The organism is Nostoc sp. DSM 114159 (assembly GCF_053470285.1).
Genome location: NZ_JBPFEH010000001.1, coordinates 4847499 through 4872220, shown reverse-complemented (window position 1 = coordinate 4872220; position 24722 = coordinate 4847499). Strand labels below are relative to the sequence as shown.

The window sequence follows — 24722 nt, the reverse complement described above, 5'->3', positions numbered from 1 at the left end:
CTATCAAAAGGCTTGTATTACTAAGATCCTAGTCTAGTACTCGACCAACCCAAAACTTACGAGTGAAAGCAGGCCCCATTCACCCTAACTTTACTGCTGACGATTGGCTCTTTCTTGGGGAATAATCTCCGTTACTACCCTACCGCTAGAACTGCCACCTTTGACAACAATATTTTCTGTTTGCAGATTACCAACTGCTGTTTCACCCACAAAATTTAATGGTGGGTCAATTTGTCGGTAAACAACATTTCCCTGAGCTTCAACTAACTTATTGTCTAAATACCAAGTTAATGTATTGGATCTGAGAGACTGGCGACGCTGACCAACGGCGTTGACGTTACCTTTTAAGTAAACGGTTTTTTGCGGTATTTTCATTTCACCTTGATTGGCTGTCACTGTGACATTTTCAGCACGCTGGAACATTCGCGTAGGTGAGTTTGTAGTTACAGTTTCTGCGTTCATGTTCCAGGTCATAGAGTTACTAGCTATTTGCATTGGTGGGTCTAGTAATTCTAGTTGAGCATTCTTTTGGACAGTGGCAATTTTTGTTTTTAAGTTGACTTCGGCAGAATTACCCTTACCGCGATCGCTAATTTTATTATCTTTGTAGCGGTCAATTTCTAGAGGGCGATCGCCAATCAGTTTTTCTTCTTTAATATTCCAGATTAAATGTTCAGTTCTCAGTTGCATCTGGGGATCGATAGAATTTGCTACTACTCCTCCAGAAAATTCCATCCGTTGTTCGCGAGTTTTAACTCGCACTTCCTGCGCTACTGCTTGTAGTTGTTTATGAGTGCCGTTAATCTGGTTACGAACAATCAATAAATCTTCTTTGGGACGCCATTCTAATTCATTACCTTGCAACACAATTCCATTACTAGGATCTGTGGCAAATATCTTACCTTTCAAAAACAATTGTTTTCCATCTTGTTCAATGTCTGCTACATCTGCCTTGATTTGGTAAACAATTTTGCCATCTTGATATAATTCACCATAAGGACTTTCAGCCTGACCAATTTGTTTTTCTTTGGTGTATTTTGCGGTTTTAGCCCTGACTGTCCAAATTGGTCTTCCCACTTCATCTGCTTGTTCTAGGGTGACATCAAAAAAAGTCAAATTGCTATCTTTGTTAGATGAATCCGCAGTATTTTGTTGCGAAGTTGTAGGGGATTTGCCTCCACAGCCAACTAAACCAAATACTAATAAAAAGGTCAAAGGTAAAATAAGAAAGGAGGGAGTGGGGGAGAAATTTTGAATTTTTCTTTTTCCCCATCTCCCTCTTTTATGAAATTGATACGCCATTATTCTTGAATTTCTAGGTGTCCATCACTAGTTCTGGGGTCTTCCAAAAAACCGATCCCAGATAACGGTCGGTATGGATAGCTTTGGCGAGGAGTTTTTTGAATATCTTCTTTGATGGCTTCTAAATCAATGTAGCGATCGCTTACATTAATTAAGCTGTCACTGGTCATGGAACGCAAGCTCACAACTTCTACCCGCACACCACGATAGCTGACTGAATTAACCGCATAAGCTAAATCTCCATCACCGCTAACTAAAACTGCGGTATCATAAGAATCTACAAGTGCCATCATGTCTACTGCTATTTCTACATCCAGGTTAGCTTTTTTAGAGCCATCTGGTAGCTGGACTAAATCTTTAGCAATGACTCGATAGCCATTGCGACGCATCCACAGCAAAAACCCCTGTTGCTTCTCGTTTGTCCGATCTACACCTGTGTAGAAAAAAGAACGCAGTAATCTAGAACCTCCTGTTAATCGACATAATAGCTTCGTGTAATCGATTTCAATCCCTAATTGTAATGCAGCGTAAAATAAATTTGAGCCATCAATAAATATGGCGACCCTACCCCGATTCTCCAAAACTTGTTCTGGCGTAAATATTGAATCGTTTTCCAAATTATTCAACATCGTTGTGATACCTCAATTTTTATCCCTGTTATTTTTGATACAAATTACCAACTTTTAGATGCTAGTCACAGCGGCTTATGATAATGTTCCGCGGCTAATTTAAATTGAGCCACGATAAATTTTGTGAGAAAATAAAAAAATTGAACAAAATCAGAGTTTGATAAGGACTAATCGTTTTTCGGAGGTTCTATTCGCTGAAAAACAGGTTGGTGTTTACCCAACTGTTGTTTGCTCGATAGTAGCCCCCATTTAGCATGGATGGCAAAAGGAGCCGTAACTGAACTTTGTTTTTGATCGTTAAAATTTATTCTGAAGCCTAGCTGCTGATAAATATCGCTACTAATGTTCGGAATAATTGGGGATAGCAGATAAGCTGCTAGTCTAACTGATTCTAGAACTGCGTAGAGAACCTTTTCCACCGACTCCTGCTGTCCCTGTTTATATAATGACCAAGGAGCTTGTTCATCAATAAATTTATTACTGGCTTGCGCCAGTGAAAGGATAGCCTCACAAGCTTGACTGAAAGCTAGCTCTTGGTATGCTTGTTTCACCTGTTCCCCTAGACGTAAACCAATTGCTTTCAAAGGATTTTCGTCAGGAATCCCTTCATTGCCGATTGATGGGACATTATTCTCAGCACAGTACTTTTTCACCATGCTCAAGGTGCGATTGAGCAAATTACCTAAATCATTTGCCAAATCTGCATTCAGAACATTAATGAACCTAACTTCATTAAAATCTCCATCCTTGCCAAATTCGATTTCCTTAAGGAAGTAATAACGAACGGCATCACTACCATAGCTTTTAACTAATGCCACAGGATCGAGGGTGTTACCCAGACTTTTGCCCATCTTTTGCCCGTCTTTAGTCAAAAAGCCATGCCCAAATACTTTCTCTGGCAAGGGTAAGCCAGCCGACAACAGCATTGCTGGCCAGTAAACTGCATGAAAGCGCAGAATATCTTTACCAATTAGATGCAAGTTGATTGGCCACCATGTTTGTAACGCATTTGCTAAACTTGGTTCTGCATCTGGTTCTAGTAATGCTGTGACATAACCTAGCAGCGCATCAAACCAGACATAGAGAGTGTGCTTGGGATCGACTGGCACGGGAAAGCCCCAATCTAAATTCACTCGTGAAATGGAAAAGTCTTGCAGTCCTTGATTGACAAAGCTGAGGACTTCGTTGCGCCGACTTTCTGGTTGAATAAAATCCGGTTTAGATTGATAAAATTCTGTCAGCTTAGTTTGATATTTTGATAAGCGGAAAAAATAGTTTTGTTCGTCTCGCCACTCCACTTCTTTGTTAGTATGAATTGGGCAACGGTGTCCTTCTAGCAGATCCCGTTCTTCTTTGAATTCTTCGCAGGATACACAGTACCAGCCTTGTTGCTGTCCTTGGTAAATATCACCAGATTCCCAGACTCGTTCAAAGAATTCTTTAACGATCGCTTGATGATGAGGCGCAGTAGTCCGACTAAAGCGATCGTATTGAATATCTAATAATTGCCATAAACTCACGAAACTAGGGACAATTTCATCACAAAATTCTTGTGGCGCTTTCCCTAAACTTTCTGCCGATCGCTGAATTTTTTGCCCATGTTCATCTGTACCTGTAATTAGTAATACTTGATGTCCCAGTAATCTCTGAAATCGCGCCACTACATCCGCTGCGATCGTCGTGTAAGCACTGCCTATATGAGGGATATCGTTTACATAATATAGGGGTGTAGTCAGTGCAAATGTAAATTCTTTTTTATTCATCTTTTTTTCACTAGATTCATACAAAATAAAAATTAACTTATTAAAACGTTTTACATCTTACCTTTGATCGGTAAAACCAGGCAATTATACAACATTATTACCATTTTTTCCAATCACATCTTCATACTAGCGAGTCGATCGAGTCCAGAATTGTTTTTTAATACGCATCAATTAAACTCATTTTTACCTAAAAAATGGAAACTAACTAATCATAATTTTTTTGAATAGTTTATATTAGATATTATTGTGATCGAGAATACATAATCGAGAATACAGAAAATCTAATTACTCTTGTAGATTAGATATTTCTATCTTAAGACGGTCATGGCAATAGTAAAGAAATGTAAAAATCAAATTCAGACAAATTGCCATATTTACCGGAAAATATATTGATTAAGTATGAGTGGAAATAGCCCCCTAGAGATTTCTCGCGCTTTGGTGGCGGCATTCTCAACGCAAATGTTCCGCTATTACGAAGACCGCATTCCCCAGGATGCGAGCGTTTTGGTAGTCAGCAATCACCGCAGCTTTATGGATGCACTGATTTTAATGGCGGCGTTATCGAGTCCGATTCGCTTTGCTTGCCATCACTACATGGGACAAGTTCCAGTCATGCGGGAGATTGTCACCGGTCAATTGGGGTGTTTTCCCTTGGAAGAAACTCAAAACCGCCAGCAAAGCTTTTTTTCGCAGTCACAGGTGCTATTACAGTCCAAGCAGATGGTAGGAGTATTTCCAGAAGGGACTGCACCAATGGTGAAATTTACTCAGCCAAGCCAGGTGGGTGAGTTTCAACGGGGATTTGCCCATTTGGCATTGCGAGCTAATGTGCAGGATTTAGCTATTTTGCCGATCGCGATCGCTTCCTTAGAAGAAGTAAACACCAATGGCTTCCCATTAAGACTTTTGAGTGTATTCGACCCTTCAGAACCTTTATTTAAGCAAAATGGTTGGCATCCCTTGGTAATTTATCGTCGAGTTGCGGTGTTAATCGGTCGTCCTTATTGGATTACGCCCCAACATCATAAAAAATATCATGGTAAACACGCCAGAACTGTTGTGACTGAACTGACAGAACACTGTCAGGGCGAAATTAGCAATTTACTGCGTCAAGGTTGCTATTAGAGCCATTCGATTTGAAATTTTGGATTGTCTCCATGACTTTCACTAGCTTGTTCCGAGACTTTTTTGTTTTTGCTCAAAAGTACCAAAGCTCATAAAAGCAACAATTCAGCAGTCCAAAAGTTTTATACCATTGACCAATGACCAATGACAAATGACCAATGACTATCACAGAAGTTGAGCTAAATCCTTGTTTCCTGACTCCTAAACGAGTACAGCCAGAGTATCCACTTTTGGTCTATTTGCCAGGAATGGATGGAACTGGTCAACTATTGCGATCGCAAACTGCTGGATTAGAAGCTGGCTTTGATGTCCGTTGTTTGGCGCTACCCCGGAAAGACCTTAACACTTGGGATGTCCTAACTAAGAGTGTATTGGACTTGATCGACACCGAATTAGAAAAAAGCTCTCAAAGACCAGTTTACCTGTGCGGTGAGTCCTTTGGTGGTTGCTTGGCAATGAAAGTGGCAATCCAAGCACCCGATTTATTTAAGCGAATTATCCTAATTAACCCAGCTTCGTCTTTTCATCTTCGCCCTTGGCTAAGTTGGGCATCCCAATTAACTTACCTAGTGCCATCAGGATTGTATGATATTGGCGCACTAGGCTTGTTGCCATTTTTAGCATCTTTGTCACGCATTTCTCGCAGCGATCGCCACGATTTGCTAAAAACGATGCGTTCTGTACCGGCAGAAACCGTTCTTTGGCGGTTGTCTTTACTGCGAGAGTTTGATGTTGATGAGGAAAAGTTAAAGCGTTTAACTCAACCAGTTTTGTTGATTGCTGGTGCTAGCGATCGCCTTTTGCCTTCTGTAAGCGAAGTCAACCGAATAGGGAAAATCTTACCAAATAACAAGATTGTAGTGTTGCCCCATTGTGGACACGCTTGCTTGCTAGAGCAAGATACTAATCTCTATGAAATTCTTAAGGATAACGACTTTTTATAAAATCAAGCTGATAAAGGTAGAGTTAATAAGTAAAAAGTTTGATACACCTAAATTCAGAGAGTTCACAACCTTGATTTTGCTTTTTTTGGTAAGAAGGAAAAGTTAGGAATCCGATTTGATTAATGAACATATTTGCGTAGGGAGGTAACAGGGAACGGGGAACAGGAAAAAATTGATTTAGGAGTGTACTGAGTTTTTTCAGAAATCAAATATGAGTCCTATATTAATTCAAAGTGGTGAAGGTGGATTAGAACGGGATTCAGTTGCTCTTTGCCACCAATTGCGGGTAATTGATAAAACAAGATTGCAAATAAAACTGGGCATTTTGACTCCAGAAATACTCACTATTTTAGAAGCCAAAGTGTTGTTGACATTAGGTTATCAGTGGTAAAATTATAACCTTTGTCATCCATCTTATGTCTATAGTTAAAGCTCAGAATAATTCCTATTTACTCTGACGAATTGTACTTATCGAGAGATGTCAAAGCCACTCAGACTTCGCTACAACCAAAAGAAAGTGGCTTTACAAGATGGTGTCGAGCAATGGCAGACAAACTCCAAGACATAGAGGTGAATAAATTAGTTAATTCATCTAGAGAAACTTCAGAAGTAGCAATTCAGCCTAAATCATCAATAGACAATGAACCTTCTGTATTAGAGTCTTTTGTTAAAACTATTGCTGAGACTAGTCAAGCAGTTTTAGATACAGCAATAGGGGTAGGAGAAGCGACGGCAAAAGAAACACACAAGTTTATTGAGCAAACAACTCAAAACAGCGGTCAGCTTGTAAATCGCCTCAGCGAAAATTGGCTGATTAGAAAACTATCTGGAGTCTTAAATCTCAATTGGCTCATTAACGATACTAACCTTATTAATTTAGAACAAGCAGAAGCAGCGGTAAACAAGCTGAAGAAACAGTATCCAAATGAATCACCCAGCCAGCTTGCTCACCGAATCATGGTGGAAAAATCAACTAAAGCAGCCACAGTTGGACTAACCACTAGTATTTTGCCAGGAATAGCAGTGGCATTGTTGGCAATTAATTTAACAGCCACAACAAAATTACAGTCAGAAATGCTTTATCAAATTGCATCTGTCTACGGGCTAGATTTAAAAGATCCTGCTCGGAAAGGTGAAATTTTAGCAATTTTTGGGTTGGCTTTGGGTGGAGAGCGTTTGTTGAAAGCTGCGGGATTAGGCTTGCTGCGAAATGTGCCCTTGGCGGGTGCAGTGATTGGAGCTAGTTCAAATGCAACGATGATCTATTCATTGGGCTATGCTGCTTGTCGATTTTACGAAGCCAAGCTGGATGAATCCACTTCCTTAGCATCGCCACAGACATTAGCAATATTAAAAGCCGAAAGTGAAAAGTATCTAGAAAGTGCGATCGCTCAAGAAGCCGTCATGGATCAAATCTTAGTTCACATGATCCTAGCTAGTCATCCAGATAAGACTTTGGAAGAAATTTTGCCAGAATTACAAGCTGTAAAACTCAGTCCTACCTCGTTGGATGCCATTGCCCAAAATATCAAATCACCCAAGCCTTTGGATATACTGCTCAATCAGCTGGATCGTGATTTTGCTATACCTTTGCTCGTTCAGTGTAAAAAAATTGCCCAGCTTGACAATCAGATTACAGCAGTTGAACAAATAATAATAGAAGCGATCGCCAGCAAATTTGATATTGACACAAATAAAATTGGGGCATAGGGCATAGGGCATGGGGGAGGAGGTAAAACAGTAAAGTTCATAGCTTCATTAACGAGGATCAAAGACTCGTTAACGGAGTTCTGAGGTGGATTAACGAGGATCAAAGACTCATTAACGGAGTTCCGAGGTGGATTAACGAGGATCAAAGACTCGTTAACGGAGTTCCGAGGTGGATTAACGAGGATCAAAGACTCGTTAATGGAGTTCTGAGGTGGATTAACGAGGATCAAAGACTCGTTAACGGAGTTCCGAGGTGGATTAACGAGGATCGAAGACTCGTTAACGGAGTTCCGAGGTGGATTAACGAGGATCAAAGACTCGTTAACGGAGTTCCGAGGTGGATTAACGAGGATCAAAGACTCGTTAATGAGTGCTATTTATACTAATTCGTTAATTTATACTTACTGATCCCTGCTCCCCCATGCCCAATGCCCAATTTCCCATGCCCAATACCCACTCCCCTTAGCATGAAACAAGAATTTTGAGCAATACTGGTACAAGAAGGAATATTTACAGAAAATCCCAAAATGACAATTCAACCTAGTGATAAGCCTTTACTAGAGTGGGCAGGCGATAGTTTGGCAATTGGATTATTTGAAGATGCAGTAGAGTTAACCGGAGAACTAGCTACTTTAGATCAAAAGTTTTCTGGGGTATTAAAAGAACTGATTACTGAAGAAGAATTTAAAGGTAAAGCCAACAGTACAATCTTCACCCGTGTAAATGCTGGTAGCCCAGTGCGGAAATTGATTTTAGTAGGTTTAGGCAAACCAGAAGCGTTAAAACTAGATACTCTGCGTCGTGCTGCTGCGGCTGTAGCTAGGGTGGCAAAAAAGCAAAAAAGCAAAATTTTGGGATTTAGTTTTCCATTGTGGAATAACGATCCAGCAGCGAGTGCCCAAGCGATCGCAGAAGGTGTGGAGTTAGCACTTTACCAAGATATTCGCTTTAAATCCGAACCAGAAGATAAAGGTTCACAAATAGAAAGTATAGATTTACTGGGTTTCGGTGGACAAGAAGCCGCCATTACCCGCGCCAATCAAATTGTTTCTGGGGTAAATTTGGCACGGCAATTAGTCGCAGCACCAGCCAACGCAGTTACACCAATTACCTTAGCCGAAACTGCTCAAGCGATCGCCAAAGATTATGGTTTACAACTAGAAATTTTAGAACGAGAAGACTGTGAAAAGTTAGGCATGGGTGCATTTTTGGGAGTAGCCCAAGCTTCCGATTTGCCACCGAAATTTATTCACCTAACTTACAAGCCAGAAGGTACACCCAAAAAGAAATTAGCAATTATTGGCAAAGGTTTAACCTTCGACTCCGGCGGACTCAACATTAAAGGTGCTGGTAGCGGCATCGAAACCATGAAAATTGACATGGGCGGTGCAGCTGCCACCTTGGGTGCAGCCAAAGCAATTGCTCAAATTAAGCCAGATTCGGAAGTTCACTTCATCTCAGCAGCAACCGAAAACATGATTAGCGGTCACGCCATGCACCCTGGAGACATTCTCACAGCATCAAATGGCAAAACAATTGAAGTGAACAACACCGACGCTGAAGGACGTTTAACCTTAGCAGATGCCTTAGTGTATGCCGACAAATTAGGCTTAGATGCGATCGTTGATTTAGCTACCCTGACTGGTGCTAACGTCATTGCCTTGGGTGACGATATTGCTGGTTTGTACACTCCTGATGATGCTGTAGCCTCCCAGCTTGAAAAAGCTGCCCAAACTTCAGGAGAAAAGATTTGGCGGATGCCAATGGAAGAAAAATATTTTGAAGGGTTAAAGTCTGGTATTGCGGACATGAAAAATACAGGGCCGCGTCCAGGTGGTGCAATCACCGCCGCCCTTTTCCTCAAGCAATTCGTCAAACAAACCCCTTGGGCGCACCTAGATATTGCTGGCCCAGTATGGACAGATAAAGAAAATGGCTACAACAGCTCAGGGGCAACTGGCTACGGCGTTCGGACGCTAGTTGATTGGGTACTAGGAAGCGGGGAATAGGGAGTAGAGGAGACAAGGGGGACAAGGGGGACAAGGGGGATTATTAAATAAATCTCTCCCTTGTCTCCCCCCTCTTCCTTGTCTACCTTGTCTCTTCTCCATACCCCATGCCCTGTTTGGCCAATGCCCAATACTTAACAATTCGTGCTATCTTGAGCTTGCCAGTAAAAATTGTTGCAACAGTAACAGAATTAATTTGGCGCTCAGAAAATTAAGCTTTTTCGGGCATTGCCATCTGGTAAAATTTGTAAGGTTTCTAGAAGCTGTGAGCAATGGGATCGACTCGCGTACGGATCGCAATTGACGCAATGGGAGGGGATCATGCACCCGGTGAAATCGTTGCTGGCGCATTGCGAGCAAGAGAAGAATTGGGTGTAGATGTATTGTTAGTTGGCGATCCCCAACAAATAGAAGCTGCCTTGCCATCAAAAACAAGTTTAGGGCAGGTAGAGATCGTGACTGCTGAAGAAGCGATCGCTATGGATGAGGAGCCTTTAAATGCAGTTAGACGCAAACGCAAGGCTTCTATTAATGTAGCGATGGATTTAGTCAAGCAACAAAAGGCAGATGCCGTATTTTCGGCTGGTCACTCTGGGGCAGCGATGGCATCAGCTTTGCTCCGCTTAGGACGATTGCCAGGAATCGATCGCCCAGCGATCGGGACAGTTTTCCCCACGATTATTGCTGGGAAGCCAGTGCTAGTACTTGATGTCGGCGCAAATGTAGATTGCCGTCCCAAGTTTTTAGAGCAGTTTGGCGTTATGGGATCGGCTTACAGTAAGTATGTCTTGGGTACAGATGAACCGAAAGTGGGTTTGCTGAACATCGGTGAAGAAGACTCTAAAGGCAATGATGCAGCCGTCCGCGCTCACCAACTGCTACGCGAAAATTCCCAAATTAATTTTATTGGCAATGCTGAAGGGCGTGATGTGCTTTCCGGTCGCTTTGATGTAATTGTCTGCGATGGCTTTGTCGGCAATGTACTGTTAAAATTTGCCGAAGCCGTTGGAGAAGTGATTCTGCAAATTCTGCGGGAAGAATTACCCCAAGGATTACACGGTCAAATTGGTTCAGCACTCTTAAAACCCAACTTGAAGCGGATTAAGCAGCGAATGGATCACGCAGAACATGGTGGTGCTTTACTGCTAGGCGTGGCAGGAGTCTGTTTTATCGGTCACGGTAGCTCCCAAGCACCTTCAATTTTTAATGCAATTCGCATGGCAAAAGAAGCCGTTGACAACGAGGTGATACAACGAATTCAGTCCCAATATATCCTAGAGCGCGAAAGTGGTTAGTCATTGGTCATTAGTCATTGGTCATTAGTCATTAGTCATTGGTCATTAGTCATTGGTCATTAGTCATTTGTAAAGGACAAAAGACAAAAGACATAGACGCCCTCCGGGCGTCTTCCCGAAGGGTAGGACAAAGGACAAATGACAAAGGACAAATGACAAAGGACAAATGACAAAGGACAAATGACAAAAGACAAAAAGCTGATAGCTTGGGAGATTAGGAGTGCAAAACTTAGGCGTAGCAATTACCGGAAGCGGCTCGGCAGTACCAGCGACTTCCCTACACAACGAGACATTGAGCGAACTAGTTGAAACATCAGATGAGTGGATCGCTACAAGAACGGGAATTCGTCAGCGTCGATTAGCTCTGCCATCTGAGTCCTTGAGTGTACTCGCTACTGCCGCCAGCAGTCAGGCGATCGCCGCTTCAGGAATTAAAGCAGAAGACATAGACCTGATTCTGCTAGCGACTTCCACCGCTGATGATTTGTTTGGTAGTGCTTGTCAAGTACAGGCGCAATTGGGAGCTACTAACGCAGTCGCCTTTGACTTGACCGCTGCCTGCTCTGGCTTTGTGTTTGGTTTGGTTACAGCAGCCCAATACATCAGAACTGGTGTATATAAAAACGTACTTTTGATCGGGGCAGATATCCTCTCTCGCTGGGTAGATTGGGAAGATCGGCGGACTTGTGTATTGTTTGGTGATGGTGCCGGAGCAGTGGTGTTACAGGCTGCCAAAAGCGATCGCTTATTAGGATTTGCACTTAAAAGTGATGGTACTCAAAACCATTACCTCAACCTTGCTTATGCAGGTACTTCCCAAGAACTGGTGACTGATGTCAATATCACCAAAGGTACTTACCAACCGATTACGATGAACGGCAAAGAAGTCTACCGCTTTGCTGTCCAAAAAGTGCCAGAAATAATTGATAAAGCTTTGTTTCAAGCCAACCTTAGCGTTGACCAAATAGATTGGCTGATATTGCATCAAGCCAATCAGCGGATTATCGATGCCGTTGCCCAACGCCTGAACATCCCAGAACATAAAGTTATTAGTAATCTCGCCCATTACGGCAATACCTCAGCTGCTTCCATCCCCTTAGCTTTAGATGAAGCAGTACAACAAGGTAAAATTCAAACCAATGACATCGTTGCTACATCGGGCTTTGGTGCCGGTCTTACCTGGGGCGCGGCAATCTTTCAATGGGGAAGATAATATATTGTCCTTTGTCATTAGTCCTTTGTCCTTTGTTATTCACTAATAACTAACGACAAATGACCAATGACAAATGACCAATGACCACTGACTATTGACAAATGACAAAAACTGCATGGGTGTTTCCCGGACAAGGTTCCCAAACGCTGGGAATGGGAATGGATTTACTAGATATACCGTCCGCTAAAGACAAGCTTGCCAAAGCTGAGGATATTTTGGGCTGGTCTGTAACTGAAATTTGTCAAACTCAAGAAGAAAAGTTATCACAGACGCTGTATACTCAACCAAGTTTGTATGTGGTCGAAAGCATTCTTGCTGACCTGCTTCGAGAACGAGGACACCAGCCAGATTTAGTGGCTGGTCACAGTTTGGGAGAATATACTGCTCTTTATATAGCAGGTGTTTTTGAGTGGTCGGCTGGTTTATATCTGGTGAAGCGTCGTGCAGAACTGATGGATAGTTCCATCGATGGGATGATGGCAGCTTTGATGAACTTTGACCGCGAACAGTTAGAAAAAGTCATTGCTCAAATGCCTGATGTGGTAATAGCAAATGATAATAGTTCGGCTCAGGTGGTAATTTCAGGCACGACTGAGGCTGTACAAGCGGTGATGACTCAAGTTAAAGCAAAGCGTGCGGTTCCCCTAAAAGTTTCTGGAGCATTTCACTCACATTTAATAGCACCAGCAGCTGCGGAATTCCAAGACATTTTAGAATCTGTGGAATTTCAACCCGCAATTGTGCCAGTGCTGTCTAATGTCGAACCAATTCCGTCTATTGATGCTGAGATTTTAAAGCAACGCCTGAACGAACAAATGACTGGTTCTGTAAGATGGCGAGAAATTTGTCTGCAATTACCAGCCAACGGTATCGAGCGAGTAATGGAAATTGGCCCTGGTAAAGTATTAACTGGCTTGATTAAACGTAATAGCCCTGATTTGATTTTACAAAATATCCAGAAAGTTAGTGATTTACCTGTTTAATTTTTTTAGCTTTTAGAGGTAGGGTGACGACAAATTCTGTGCCCTTTCCTAATGTGAAATTATAATCATCAAGTTTACCTTAGACTTCTTGGTATTTGTCGGTAAAAGGGTAAAGGGGAAGGGGAAAAGGTTCTGCAAAAGTCCCTTTCCCCTTTAACCAAAACCTTTACCCCAAGAGTGCAAAAAGCACTTTTGCCAAGAGGTCTTTTGATGTAGTTCAGTCACAATTTTGTAGCTAATAGATAAATCTAATCCAGATCCTTTACCTACATCTTTAGTTGTGAAAAAAGTCAAATAACCTTGTTAGAGTAATTCGTTAATCTTGTATCCAAGAATACTGACTGTAGTGAGAAACATACTGCTAAATTCCAAAGATTTCTAGATTTAGTGTTCACAGAAGAGTGAAGCAATTCATATCTATAGCTTTTTTGCGTTTGATCTGGGTGTTGCGATCGCTTATGCTAAATTCAGTTTGATTTGCATTATCTTCTGTGGACAAAAACCGCGAACCGTTGATCAGTCTGGCACTTTACCACGCCTTTAAATGGTCAGTCGTCAGCCCCATGCTTCACGCTTATTTTCGGGGCCATATTTATGGTGCGGAAAATGTCCCCAAATCAGGGCCTCTATTAGTAGCAAGTAATCACGCTAGTTACTTCGATCCGCCGATTGTCTCTAATTGTGTACGTCGTCCGGTGGCGTATATGGCAAAAGAAGAGTTATTTAATATCCCCATTTTGGCGCAAGCGATTAAATTGTATGGTGCTTACCCAGTAAGTCGGGGAAATGCCGATCGCAATGCCATCCGTTCCGCCCTAGAATATCTCAATAAAGGTTGGGCTGTCGGTGTTTTCTTGCAAGGTACTCGCACCCCAGATGGTCGAATTACAGACCCCAAAAGAGGCGCATTGCTGCTGGCGGCGAAAGCAAAAGCCCCAATATTGCCGGTGAGTGTCTGGGGTACTGAAGGGATTTTACAAAAAGGAGCGTCCCTACCTCGCGCAGTTCCCATCACTGTCAGAATTGGTAACTTGATTGATCCTCCCAGTTCCAGTAATAAAGAGGAATTGGAAGCGTTGACACAAAAGTGTGCCACAGTAATTAACGAAATGCATGATTTAGGACGATGAATCTAGAGAAACTACAGATATATGCTTTAGGGAGGTAGCGATCGCGATTAAATTACTCTAATCTTAAACTCTATTCCTCTAGCAATAAAGTAAAGGGCTTCCAACAAATAACTCTCAATCTTACAGGGCGGCTAACTCGATCGCGCTAAACAACTAGCGTTTTTATGGCTTAATTACGAATTACGAATTACGAATTATGAATTATTATGAGCGGCTTTGAAGCCAAGAATTTTTGGGAGCGATTAAATAATCTGGCATTAGTTCGCTTTTTGCTTTTGGTTGCTTCTGGCTGGGCAATTGTACAACTTTTAGCTTATTTTGAATCGGTCATTGTTATTTTTACATTTGCAGCAATTTTAGCTTTTTTACTCAGCTATCCTGTACAAGGGCTACGGCGTTTTTTGCCCCACGGGATAGCTGTTGGTGTCGTTTTCTTGCTCAGTATTGTGATTATAGGCGGTCTGATAATTACTGTGAGCTTAACAGTTTTATCTCAAGGACAACAATTAATTAATAGTATCACTGCATTTTTAAATTCTTTAGTACCTTTATTAGAGGGACTAGAAGGACTTTTGCGAAACCGTAATTTACAGATAGATTTAAGTTTTATTGAAGAACAATTGCGAAATCAAGCTGTATCCACTCTTGTGACTAGTTTAGCCATTTTACAAGGTTTTATGACCAACTTTGTCACTTTTATCTTGATTGCAGTTGTGGCTTTTTTCATGCTATTAGATGGAGATAAACTTTGGAATTTTATTTTAAAAATAGTACCAAAACAACGTCGTAACAGATTTACAAATATAATCAGAAAGTCTTTTTTAGGATTTTTTAGAGGTCAGTTGCTCTTAAGCGCATTTTTAACAGTTTCAACATTCTTAGTGTTTTTACTATTAAAAGTACCTTTTGCTTTGAGCTTGTCAATAATAATCGGAATTGTTGATATCATTCCTGGCATAGGTGCGACATTAGGAGTAAGCGCAGTAACTTTATTTGTATTGTCTCAAGGTATTTGGTTAGCAGTCAAAGTATTAATAACTTGTATTGTCCTCCAGCAAATACAAGACAACTTGATTGCGCCCAGAATTATGCAAGGCGCGCTGAATCTTAATCCTGTAGTTGTGTTTTTTGCTTTATTAGTTGGGGCGAGAGTAGCAGGATTATTAGGTGTTTTTATATCTATTCCCATCGCTGGAGTAATTGTGTCTTTATTTGAAATTGATGAAATGAAATCTGAAGTTTAGTTATGAGTTATGAGTTAGGAGTTAGGAGTTAAGAAGTAGTAATTAATGTAAAATAGTTTGTTAGCCAAGACAAATTGAGAAATAATGTCGGATTTAAGAGCGGAATTAACAGAAATTTTGGATGAGGCAGAGTGGGAGTGGCTAATTCCTCATGTACAAAGAGATGCAGTAATTTTGGTAGCGCTTGAGCTAGACTTGGTGGATGTTGGAGTAGCGATCGCCAGTGATAACATTCCGCCAGTAGAACAGTGGATCGATCAACAATTAATTACCAAACCCACAACAGTACAAGTGGGAGAATGGAATGGCGATCGCACTAAACGATTTAATACTCTCATCGTTCAACCTTACGTTCTAGTCCAAGAAATAGTTGCTGCCTAATTTGTTTCGATGTTGTTTTCGATGGCAGTTAATATTGCGGTATTTTCTCAAAAAAGCTAGTCTAATGTGTCAGTTATTACTTAGCTATTGCCACGGACTATCTGGCTGATTGAATTAAAGCAAAATTTTCTCCTTTAAGATTTATCCATCTAGGAGCTAGAATTGTTACCATAATTTCAGATTAGATGTTGAAACCTTGATCCAATCTGAAACCTTAGAATTATTAGAATGGCATCGCCTGTGCCAGCACCTTGCCACCTTTGCCGCAACTAAGCTGGGGGCGACAGCTGCGCATCATCTGAAAATACCTGATTCTCAGACCCAAAGCGAACAGTTATTAGAGCAAACCAAAGAAATCTACCAACTGGAAAGTCGCCTGACCACGGGACTATCATTTGAAGGAATTCAAGATATTGGCGATTCTCTAGAACGAGCAGAACGCAGTGGAGTTTTGGCAGGGGAAGAACTGTTAGCGATCGCCACCACCTTAGCTGGTGCCAGAAATTTGCGCCGTGTCATCGACAATCAAGAAGATTTGCCGATATTGACTGATTTGGTTGCCGATTTGCGGACTTATCCAGAACTAGAACAGGAAATTCACCGCTGTATTGATGAACGGGCCCAGGTAACTGACCGCGCGAGTCAAAAACTGGGAGAAATTCGCACAGACTTGCGGCGAGTACGCAGCCAAATTACCCAAAAGCTGCAAAATATCTTACAGGCAAAATCTGGCGCAGTTCAAGAACAGCTGATTACGCAACGGGGCGATCGCTTTGTTATCCCCGTAAAAGCACCCCAAAAAGATGCTATTCCCGGTATAGTCCACGATACCTCTACCAGCGGGGCCACCCTGTATGTGGAACCGAATTCAGTAGTACCTCTAGGCAACCAACTGCGGCAAATTATCAGAAGAGAGCAAGCCGAAGAAGAAACGATTCGCCGCATTTTGACTGAACAAGTAGCCGCAGTTAAACCAGATTTAGAGAGATTGTTAGCGATCGCCACCACTTTGGATTTGGCAACCGCTAGATCGCGATATAGTTTCTGGCTAGGAGCGAATCCCCCGCGATTTATCCAGCGGGAAGACAGGGAAATGATTACCTTGCGGAACTTGCGGCATCCTCTGTTAGTGTGGCAGCAACAGCACGAACAAGGGCAACCAGTAGTTCCTGTAGATTTGCTGATCGGTCCGCAAATTCGGGTGGTGACAATTACGGGGCCTAATACTGGTGGTAAAACTGTAACTTTAAAAACTTTGGGGTTAGCAGCATTAATGGCCAAAGTGGGTTTATTTGTCCCCGCCCGCGAACCAGTAGAAATACCTTGGTTTGATAAAGTGCTGGCAGATATTGGCGATGAACAATCCTTACAGCAGAGTTTATCCACATTCTCTGGACACATCCGCCGGATTAGTAGGATTTTGGAAGCATTGGGAAATGAGGAAGTAGAGGAGCAGGGGAGCAAGGGAGCAAGGGAGCAGGGGAGCAGCACTTCTCTACGAGACGCTGCGCGAACGACTACGCTCAGTGACCGAGGAGCAGGGGAGCAGGAGACTGGAGTTATTTCTCCATCACTCAGCACTCAGCACTCAGCACTCGTTTTACTTGATGAAGTCGGCGCAGGAACCGATCCAGTAGAAGGTAGTGCCTTAGCGATCGCTTTGTTGCAATATCTTGCCAACCATGCCCAGTTAACGATCGCCACTACTCACTTCGGCGAACTAAAAGCCCTGAAATACGAAGACGATCGGTTTGAAAATGCCTCTGTAGAATTTGACGAAAGTACTCTGTCACCTACTTATCGTCTGCTGTGGGGCATCCCCGGACGTTCTAACGCCCTGACAATTGCCCTGCGCTTGGGATTAAAACCAGAAGTTGTACAACAGGCGAAAACCCAAGTTGGAGAAGCCACAGATGAAGTTAACCAGGTGATTGCTGGCTTAGAAGCGCAACGCCGCCGCCAAGAAACCAAAGCTGCGGAAGCCCAAGTTTTGTTGCAGCAAGCGGAACGTTTATACAAAGAAGTATCTGCAAAAGCCGCAAGTTTGGAGGAAAGGGAAAGCAGTTTGCGGGTTTCACAGGAAGTAGCAGTCCAACAAGCGATCGCTCAAGCAAAAGGTGAAATTGCCCAAGTAATCCGCCGTTTGCAGAAAGGTACGCCCACAGCCCAAGAAGCCCAGCAAGCCACCAATGCTTTGAATCAAATTGGCCAGCAATATCAGCCAGTAACACCAGCAAAGCCAAAAGTTGGGTTTATGCCCAAAGTCGGCGATCGCGTCCGCATTCCAAAATTGGGACAGATCGCGGATGTGATTACCGCCCCCGATGAAGATGGCGAGTTAAGTGTTCGCTTTGGGCTAATGAAGATGACTGTGAAGTTGCAAGACATAGAATCTCTAGATGGTCAAAAACCCGAACCAGTTGTTAAAGCCAAACCAGCCCCAGCAGCAGTAACCCCGCCACCACCAGTTGTCCCAGAAATTCGGACTTCCAAAAATACCATCGATTTGCGTGGTAAACGCGTGGCTGATGCTGAATACATTTTAGATAAAGCGATTTCCGAAGCTACAGGTCCAATCTGGATTATTCATGGGTATGGTACTGGTAAGCTGCGACAAGGAGTTCACGCCTTTTTGCAACAGCATTCCAGAGTGAACAACTACGAACCAGCAGAACAAGCAGATGGCGGTAGTGGTGTTACCGTTGCTCACATCAAATGAAGCTGCGGCGGCAGTCACTCATGGGGAAACCCCTGTCCCCGCCCTGCCTTCCTTTGCGTTTAAAATTTAACCCTCAACTCGCCACGATTTTCCCCTTTCTTATAGAATAATTGCGAGATGCCGAAAATAACACCTCGCAAACCCCTGATAAAGATTAAAAAACCACAAAATTGTTGTTAGTCAGTGACAATCCGGCAGATAATTGTGCAAATTGTACCTGAGTAAAGCCAGATCCACTACCATCTTGGTCAAAGAACAATTTACCTGTAGCGCTGTTGTAAATAAATCGCTGTTCGCTAGTAGTTGCAGATGTTCCGATGGTAAACTCAGAAGCCAAGAGCGAACCTTTTGATAACCCACCGCTAAAACCATAAGCCGATACCTGAATCACTTCATTAGTGGCGTTGAAGTCATAAAGGCTATTAACGCCTTGATTGTAACTAAAGAAAACAAAGGTATCAGTACCATCCCCTCCATAGAGGGTATCATTGCCAATGCCACCACCAGAGAGCGTATCATTGCCAGAACTCCCCACAATATTGTCATTGTAGGCTGTACCTGAGATATTTAATTGTTCGATATTGCTGTAGTTAACCCGACTCGTACCTGCTGTAATTGAGCCAATATTAGTGGCGGCATTAAAAGTTGAAGTAATCCCCTCTGTAACACTGGTGTAATCTACAGACAACAAATCGTTACCCTTACCCCCATCTATGGTATCTTTGCCACCAGATCCCGTGGAGAGGGTATCATTGCCGGATGTCCCGACGATATTATCATCCAAGGCTGTACCTGAGATATTTAATTGTTCAATATTTTTGTAACTAACCCGATTCGTGCCTTCTGTAATTGAGCCAATATTAGTGGCGGCATTAAAAGTTGAAGTAATCCCCTCTGTAACACTGGTGTAATCTACAGACAACAAATCGTTACCCTTACCCCCATCTATGGTATCTTTGCCACCAGATCCCGTAGAGAGCGTATCATTACCAGAGTTCCCCACAATATTGTCATCGAAGGCTGTACCTAAGATATTTAATCGTTCGATATTTTTATAGTTAACCTGACTCGTGCCTGCTGTAATTGAGCCAATATTAGTAGTGGCATTAAAAGTTGTAGCGATCGCTCCTGTAGCATTGGTGTAATCGACTCTCAACAAATCATCACCCTTACCCCCATCTATGGTATCTTTACCACCATTGCCCCCTGAGAGGGTATCATTGCCAGAGTTCCCTGCAATACTGTCATCGAAGGCTGTACCTGAGATATTTAATCGTTCTATAGACTTATAGTTAACCCGACTCGTACCTGCTGTAATTGAGCCAATATTAGTAGTGGCATTAAAAGTTGTAGCGATCGCTCCTGTAGCAATCTTGTAATCGGCGAACAACAAATCATCACCAGTACCCCCATCAAGTAGATTATCGCCTGTTGAACCGCTAGCACCCAATGTGTCGTTACCTGAGCCTCCATTAAGGGTGTTATTACCTATGGAGCGAGAGTCGAAGAAATCATAAGCTGATCTATAGCTGTATTCGCCAGAAATGTCAAGATAATCATTGCCATCGCCCCCAGAAAGCAGGTTATCGCCTGTTGAACCGCCAGCCCTTAATGTATCGTCACCTGCACCTCCGTTAAGGGTGTTATTGCCTGTTGAGCGAGAGTCTTTGTATTGGAAATCATTCTCGAATGCGCCGGAAAGGTCAAGAGAATCATTGCCATCGCCCCCAGAGAGCAGGTTATCGCCTTTTGAACCGCTAGCCGTTAATGTATCGTTACCACTGCCACCATTGAGGGTGTTATTGCCTGTTGAGCGAGACTCAGTGGAATAACGGTAGCTATAGGTCGAGCCAGAGACATCAAGATAATCATTGCCATCGCCCCCAGAGAGCAGGTTATCGCCTCTTGAACCGCTAGCCCTTAATATATCGTCACCTACACCGCCGTTAAGAGTGTTATTGCCTGTTGGACGAGAGTCGTAGGAGCTTTCACCACCCATATCAGAAATACTGAAGTACAAACCAAAAATGTCAAGAGAATCATTGCCATCGCCTCCAGAGAGCAGGTTATCACCTGTTGAACCGCCAGCGTTTAATGTATCGTCACCTGCACCTCCATAAAGAGTGTTATTGCCTGTTGAGTGAAAGTCGTCAGAGTAGAAGTACAAGTTGTCCTGGCCAGAAAAGTCAACAGAATCATTGCCATCGCCCCCAAAAAGCAGGTTATTACCTGATGAACCGATAGCACTGAATGTATCGTTACCAGTGCCACCATTGAGGGTGTTATCGCCTGTTGAATATTCCGCGTCCAAGGTATCGTTACCAGCGCCACCAATGAGAGTATTATTGCCTGCACCACCCCGCAGCAAGTCGTTGCCACTTTTACCGTCAATAATGTCATCACCCCCCTGACCATTTATGACATCATCTGAGTTGTCAAAGCCATTAACACTATTGTTCAGATCGTTAAAGAAGGTGACTGCGTTCTTCCTGAAGACTGTGCTTTGGGTGGAGTTGGGATTCAAGACATCAAAGCTATCCGTAATGGTAGTTTGTCCATAAAAGAGGATATTGCCTAAATCTACAGTGGCTCCTGTAGATTTGCTCAGGTTATCCAGATTTTCCAGAGCAAAATTTTGCAGGATGATTTTGTAACCGGCTTTTGCTCCAAAGGTGATTTCCAGATTGCTGCCATTCTGAGTGAGTACCATATTTTGGGGAGTGAAATTACTATTGCCTTGGAAATTTAGAGTGTCCACTTCGGCAATGGCTGCTGCTGTTGGGTTTGTTCCTTTACCTACGCCAGTAAAATCGGTGATGATACTGTAGTCGTTGTAGTAGTAACCTTGAAAAACAAATTGGTCTTTACCACCGCCACCAGTCAGGGTATCGTTGCCCGAATAACCTGTAATTGTATCGTTCCCTGCTTTACCATTAATCGTGTCAGAGTTGCCACTACCGCTGAATGGGTCGTCAGTACCGAATAGGGAATCGTTACCGTTGGTTCCAATGATGTTTGTCATAACTTTTAAGTATCTCAATCTAACTTTTCAGTAACTATTTCTAGAAGATTCATCCAGAGAAGGGCTATGACAAATAAGAAATGACTAAAATAAAAAAGGATACAAGCCCCTAAATTATTTTAGGGACAAGAAACAAGATTTATTTCGAGATACGTAGAAGATAAAATAATTAATTGTTGGGCGCAATTATTTTTATACCCTTTAAATTTCAAAACTTAAAACCGCAAATAAATTAGGAGGTATTCTAAATAACTTACTTAGCGATAATTAGCGGTTGGCATTCTTAACATTTATTACTTATGACAATTTTTTGTGAAGCTGCACAAAATAGACCTTGGTAAGACAAGAGGCTTAAGCCCCTTGTTCTATACAAGCTCACAGATTATTGGTATTAGGCACGACACGCTTTGGGCGTAATTGATGAATTGTCACTACCTAATAATCAGGGTTTTCGCTATTATTTGGCTAAATCGTAACATAGTTTATTTATACTCTTGTACGGAATTAGCACTGAAAGCCGAGTAAACCTTAATTAGAATTGATACTTTTCTACTTTGTCCTACTCTAGATTTTCATCTAGAGTAGGACAAAGATATATGCTGTTTACCAGATAGAAAAGCTAGCTGAAGCCTCCGGCTCATAGCTATCTATGGGAAACCAAGCTTGATTCTTAAGAGTCTGGTTTCAAAATGGGTAACAGCAACATCCCCTATCAGCTCGATCACCTATGCTAAAAGTTATGCACTCGGCCGCCAACTCAGCCACTCCAAATTCCCAGTGGGAGGATTTAATCAAGCTTCCAGCCCCAAACACAGTTCAATGGGACAATATCAAAACCCAATTAGACTTGGTGCTGTTAGCGCTAGAAACCTTAACTGGGATTGGTTCAGAGGCAATGCTTTCGGCGGCAACCGATCTGAATTTAGAGTCAAGAGTGCCAGACCGCGTAGCTTTATGGCGATTGCGCCAATCAAATCCTCTACGCAAAGGTCAAGGAGGGCGAAAAAAGCTAGATGTCGAAGAAGCGCGATCGCTTGTTTTGATCGTCTGCTACCTAGCCAAACAGCACCAGGAATTGATTCGCCGTGCTGTCGGTCTGTTAGAACAAATGGCAGAAAATAACCGGGAACCTCACCAGGCTGCTTTACTTGGAGACTATATTGATGCTTTTTGCAACACCTACCAAGAGCGGATGGAAGAGGACGAGCAAATCTCAACGGATTTACTAACTAACCTGGCCTTAAAACTGCTTGTAGATTTACTTTTTTACAGCGCTCCTGGTGGGCATCGCCGTCTCTGGCTAGCACTTATAGACCGTTCATCAAAATTTTAAATTTTAGATTTGAAATTCCTCAACCAAAATTCGTTTTCAAAAGTTTGCTAGGTAAGGATTCCTTTTTGATGGTCATTAGTTCTTGAGCGATGCACTATCAACAATGCTTCCTCCTTGCACGCCAGTTTGCATAACAGAAGGAACCTGACAAATTTCTGAGTGGAAGAATCCACCGTTCCAACTTTTCTTTGCAAGCAACTGGCTCAATTTTTGCAAAATCCCAATATAGTCTTCTTCGTAGTTCCTGTCATGCCTCTATCAAATTCAGTTATTCGTTGCTACACACCACCGACTTGCACGCTAGAAGTATTCGCGCAAAGCTCACCTCTGTCTCGTTGGATGGGGAAAACTGTCCTCAAACATCTGAGTTTTGAGCTACGTTTTGACGATCCTCGACTCCCAGAAGAACAAAGAGTTCCAATTCGGGGCGATCGCGAGCAACTCGAAGCTTTATGTGATGCTGTCACCAACTATGTACAGCAATTCCTCCAACAGTCTCCAGAAAGCTTTTGGGTCAGTTTCTCCAGTACTCAACAGTCAAGCACAGCACTGGATGATCCGGAATTAAAGTCTTCAACAACAACATTAAATGCTTTTAGAAACCAGATTCCAGGGGCAAATATCCACTTAGAACCAAGCAGCTATTTAACTCACAACCTATTTCTTGGTTCTCTGGCCAACCATTCATCTGGCCCCGTAATTCAACTTAGTTTGCTGCAACTATTCGATTTGGCAAGTGCTTTAGATGAATACTCAACTGATGTCATGGCACTTCCAACTTTCAACAGCACAGGTTCGACTCTGAGGTTTCCTGCTTGGGCGCCTGTTGCCGCAGTATTAGTATTAGGTGTAGGTTTTTTACCAGTTACTTGGCAATATGCTAACAATATTAGAGAAAAGCAACAGCAGACAGCCAAAACATCAAATTCAGAAGCAGTAAAGACTGCTCTAGAACCTTCATCCTCACTAAACTTTCCCACCCCTGAACCTGGGCTAACCCCTCCATCAAATAATTTGCTAGGTTCTACCCCTCCACTTTCCACATCCACTTTACCCCAAGCACCTCTAACAGCCCCTAGTTCTAGTAGTTTCTCTGCACCGCCACCAAATACATTGACAATACCTCAAGGGACGACTGCAACCATTCCTAGTAATCGAGCGATGCCTTCACCATCCAGCAAAATCCCAGGCCAGGAAATTGCCATATTACCAAATCTGGCACAGAATCCAACTGGGTCAAGTCCCCAAGCTGGTGCTGGTGCTATCCCTCAACTGCGGAATTTGCCACCCAGACTATCTTCTAACGCCAATAGCTTACCAACTAATATCTCACCAGTCCTCCCTCCATCTCTTAACACCATACCCAATAAGAATCGTGTCAATACCCCAGCCCAACCCTCCCCACTAACTTCACAACAGCTAGACGAAACAATTAGTTCTTTACAGCAATCTTCTGCTGGAGAGAAACCTACTTCACAACTTCCCTCCTCTAGAACTGCTGCTAATAATCCATTTATCGATCAATTAGGGGGCGCAAGTAAAAACCCCACATCTAGAGAAGTAGCTACTGGCACATTATTTGATACACCGCAAGTAGCAGAAGCTAGACAATACCTAACGAAGCGTTGGCAACCACCTACTGGATTGGGACAAACATTAGAGTACAGTTTGATAGTTGGTGTTGACGGCACAATTGAACGAATTTTTCCCCTTAATAAGGCAGCAAGAGAATTCGTTGATAACGCTGGGATGCCTGAAGTTGGTAAACCTTTTGTTTCCCCTAATAAAAATGGACAAAATGTCAGAATTCGAGTTGTTCTCAGTCCTGATGGCAAGGTACAGACTTTTCCAGATGAATAACTAAACTCATCCTTTTAATGCCACTTGTAAAACTGGTACAAATTTTGTGCCAGTTTTTAC

The 24722-nt window shown here is 42.6% G+C and carries 18 protein-coding genes; 14 read left to right on the top strand and 4 right to left on the bottom strand.

Going from position 1 to position 24722, the window contains the following annotated elements:
• Positions 1-90 precede the first annotated feature (90 nt).
• The 3 genes from lptC to metG form a co-directional block, all read right to left on the bottom strand.
• Positions 91-1302, bottom strand: a complete 1212-nt coding sequence (gene lptC, locus ACR5KR_RS20135; protein WP_448267750.1) for an LPS export ABC transporter periplasmic protein LptC — start codon at positions 1300-1302, stop codon at positions 91-93.
• Positions 1302-1931, bottom strand: coding sequence for a LabA-like NYN domain-containing protein (locus ACR5KR_RS20130; RefSeq protein WP_094348455.1), 630 nt, complete (start codon positions 1929-1931; stop codon positions 1302-1304). The genes lptC and ACR5KR_RS20130 overlap by 1 nt, the downstream gene beginning before the upstream one ends.
• A gap of 167 nt (positions 1932-2098) precedes the next feature.
• A complete protein-coding gene (gene metG, locus ACR5KR_RS20125; RefSeq protein ID WP_445630798.1) occupies positions 2099-3718 on the bottom strand; it encodes a methionine--tRNA ligase in 1620 nt (539 codons plus the stop codon).
• Positions 3719-4093: 375 nt separating this feature from the next.
• Between metG and ACR5KR_RS20120 the strand changes: the two genes are divergently transcribed.
• From ACR5KR_RS20120 to ACR5KR_RS20065, 12 genes are all read left to right on the top strand, one after another.
• Entirely contained in the window at positions 4094-4819 is a 726-nt protein-coding gene (locus ACR5KR_RS20120) for a lysophospholipid acyltransferase family protein (RefSeq protein ID WP_445630799.1), read from the top strand.
• Positions 4820-4977: 158 nt separating this feature from the next.
• Positions 4978-5763 carry an alpha/beta fold hydrolase gene (locus tag ACR5KR_RS20115; protein WP_448267749.1) on the top strand — a complete coding sequence of 262 codons (786 nt, stop codon included), beginning with the start codon at positions 4978-4980 and terminating at the stop codon, positions 5761-5763.
• 211 nt (positions 5764-5974) lie between these two features.
• On the top strand, positions 5975-6154 hold the full coding sequence (locus ACR5KR_RS20110; RefSeq protein WP_445630801.1) for a type II toxin-antitoxin system PemK/MazF family toxin: 180 nt from the start codon (positions 5975-5977) through the stop codon (positions 6152-6154).
• 152 nt (positions 6155-6306) lie between these two features.
• Positions 6307-7473: an EcsC family protein gene (locus tag ACR5KR_RS20105; protein WP_445632062.1), complete on the top strand. Its 1167-nt coding sequence runs from the start codon at positions 6307-6309 to the stop codon at positions 7471-7473.
• Between the two features lie 527 nt (positions 7474-8000).
• Positions 8001-9482 carry a leucyl aminopeptidase gene (locus ACR5KR_RS20100; RefSeq protein ID WP_448267748.1) on the top strand — a complete coding sequence of 494 codons (1482 nt, stop codon included), beginning with the start codon at positions 8001-8003 and terminating at the stop codon, positions 9480-9482.
• A gap of 272 nt (positions 9483-9754) precedes the next feature.
• Positions 9755-10777: a phosphate acyltransferase PlsX gene (plsX, locus tag ACR5KR_RS20095; protein ID WP_445630803.1), complete on the top strand. Its 1023-nt coding sequence runs from the start codon at positions 9755-9757 to the stop codon at positions 10775-10777.
• Between the two features lie 220 nt (positions 10778-10997).
• Positions 10998-11990 (top strand): beta-ketoacyl-ACP synthase 3, encoded by a 993-nt coding sequence (locus ACR5KR_RS20090; RefSeq protein WP_448267747.1) that lies wholly within the window; start codon positions 10998-11000, stop codon positions 11988-11990.
• 101 nt (positions 11991-12091) lie between these two features.
• Positions 12092-12973, top strand: a complete 882-nt coding sequence (fabD, locus tag ACR5KR_RS20085; protein WP_448267746.1) for an ACP S-malonyltransferase — start codon at positions 12092-12094, stop codon at positions 12971-12973.
• 491 nt (positions 12974-13464) lie between these two features.
• Complete coding sequence (locus ACR5KR_RS20080) at positions 13465-14103, top strand: lysophospholipid acyltransferase family protein (RefSeq protein WP_448267745.1); 639 nt, start codon at positions 13465-13467, stop codon at positions 14101-14103.
• Between the two features lie 206 nt (positions 14104-14309).
• Entirely contained in the window at positions 14310-15347 is a 1038-nt protein-coding gene (locus ACR5KR_RS20075) for an AI-2E family transporter (protein ID WP_448267744.1), read from the top strand.
• Between the two features lie 84 nt (positions 15348-15431).
• Positions 15432-15728: a DUF2288 domain-containing protein gene (locus ACR5KR_RS20070; RefSeq protein WP_448267743.1), complete on the top strand. Its 297-nt coding sequence runs from the start codon at positions 15432-15434 to the stop codon at positions 15726-15728.
• A 196-nt stretch (positions 15729-15924) separates the two neighbouring features.
• Complete coding sequence (locus ACR5KR_RS20065; RefSeq protein WP_448267742.1) at positions 15925-18447, top strand: endonuclease MutS2; 2523 nt, start codon at positions 15925-15927, stop codon at positions 18445-18447.
• 154 nt (positions 18448-18601) lie between these two features.
• On the opposite strand, the gene ACR5KR_RS20060 is transcribed toward ACR5KR_RS20065, so the two are convergent.
• Positions 18602-21469 carry a beta strand repeat-containing protein gene (locus tag ACR5KR_RS20060; RefSeq protein WP_448267741.1) on the bottom strand — a complete coding sequence of 956 codons (2868 nt, stop codon included), beginning with the start codon at positions 21467-21469 and terminating at the stop codon, positions 18602-18604.
• Between the two features lie 727 nt (positions 21470-22196).
• Here ACR5KR_RS20060 and ACR5KR_RS20055 point away from each other — a divergent pair.
• On the top strand, positions 22197-22802 hold the full coding sequence (locus tag ACR5KR_RS20055; protein WP_445630812.1) for a DUF3038 domain-containing protein: 606 nt from the start codon (positions 22197-22199) through the stop codon (positions 22800-22802).
• A 249-nt stretch (positions 22803-23051) separates the two neighbouring features.
• Complete coding sequence (locus ACR5KR_RS20050) at positions 23052-24662, top strand: DUF4335 domain-containing protein (protein ID WP_448267740.1); 1611 nt, start codon at positions 23052-23054, stop codon at positions 24660-24662.
• The last annotated feature ends 60 nt before the right edge of the window (positions 24663-24722 follow it).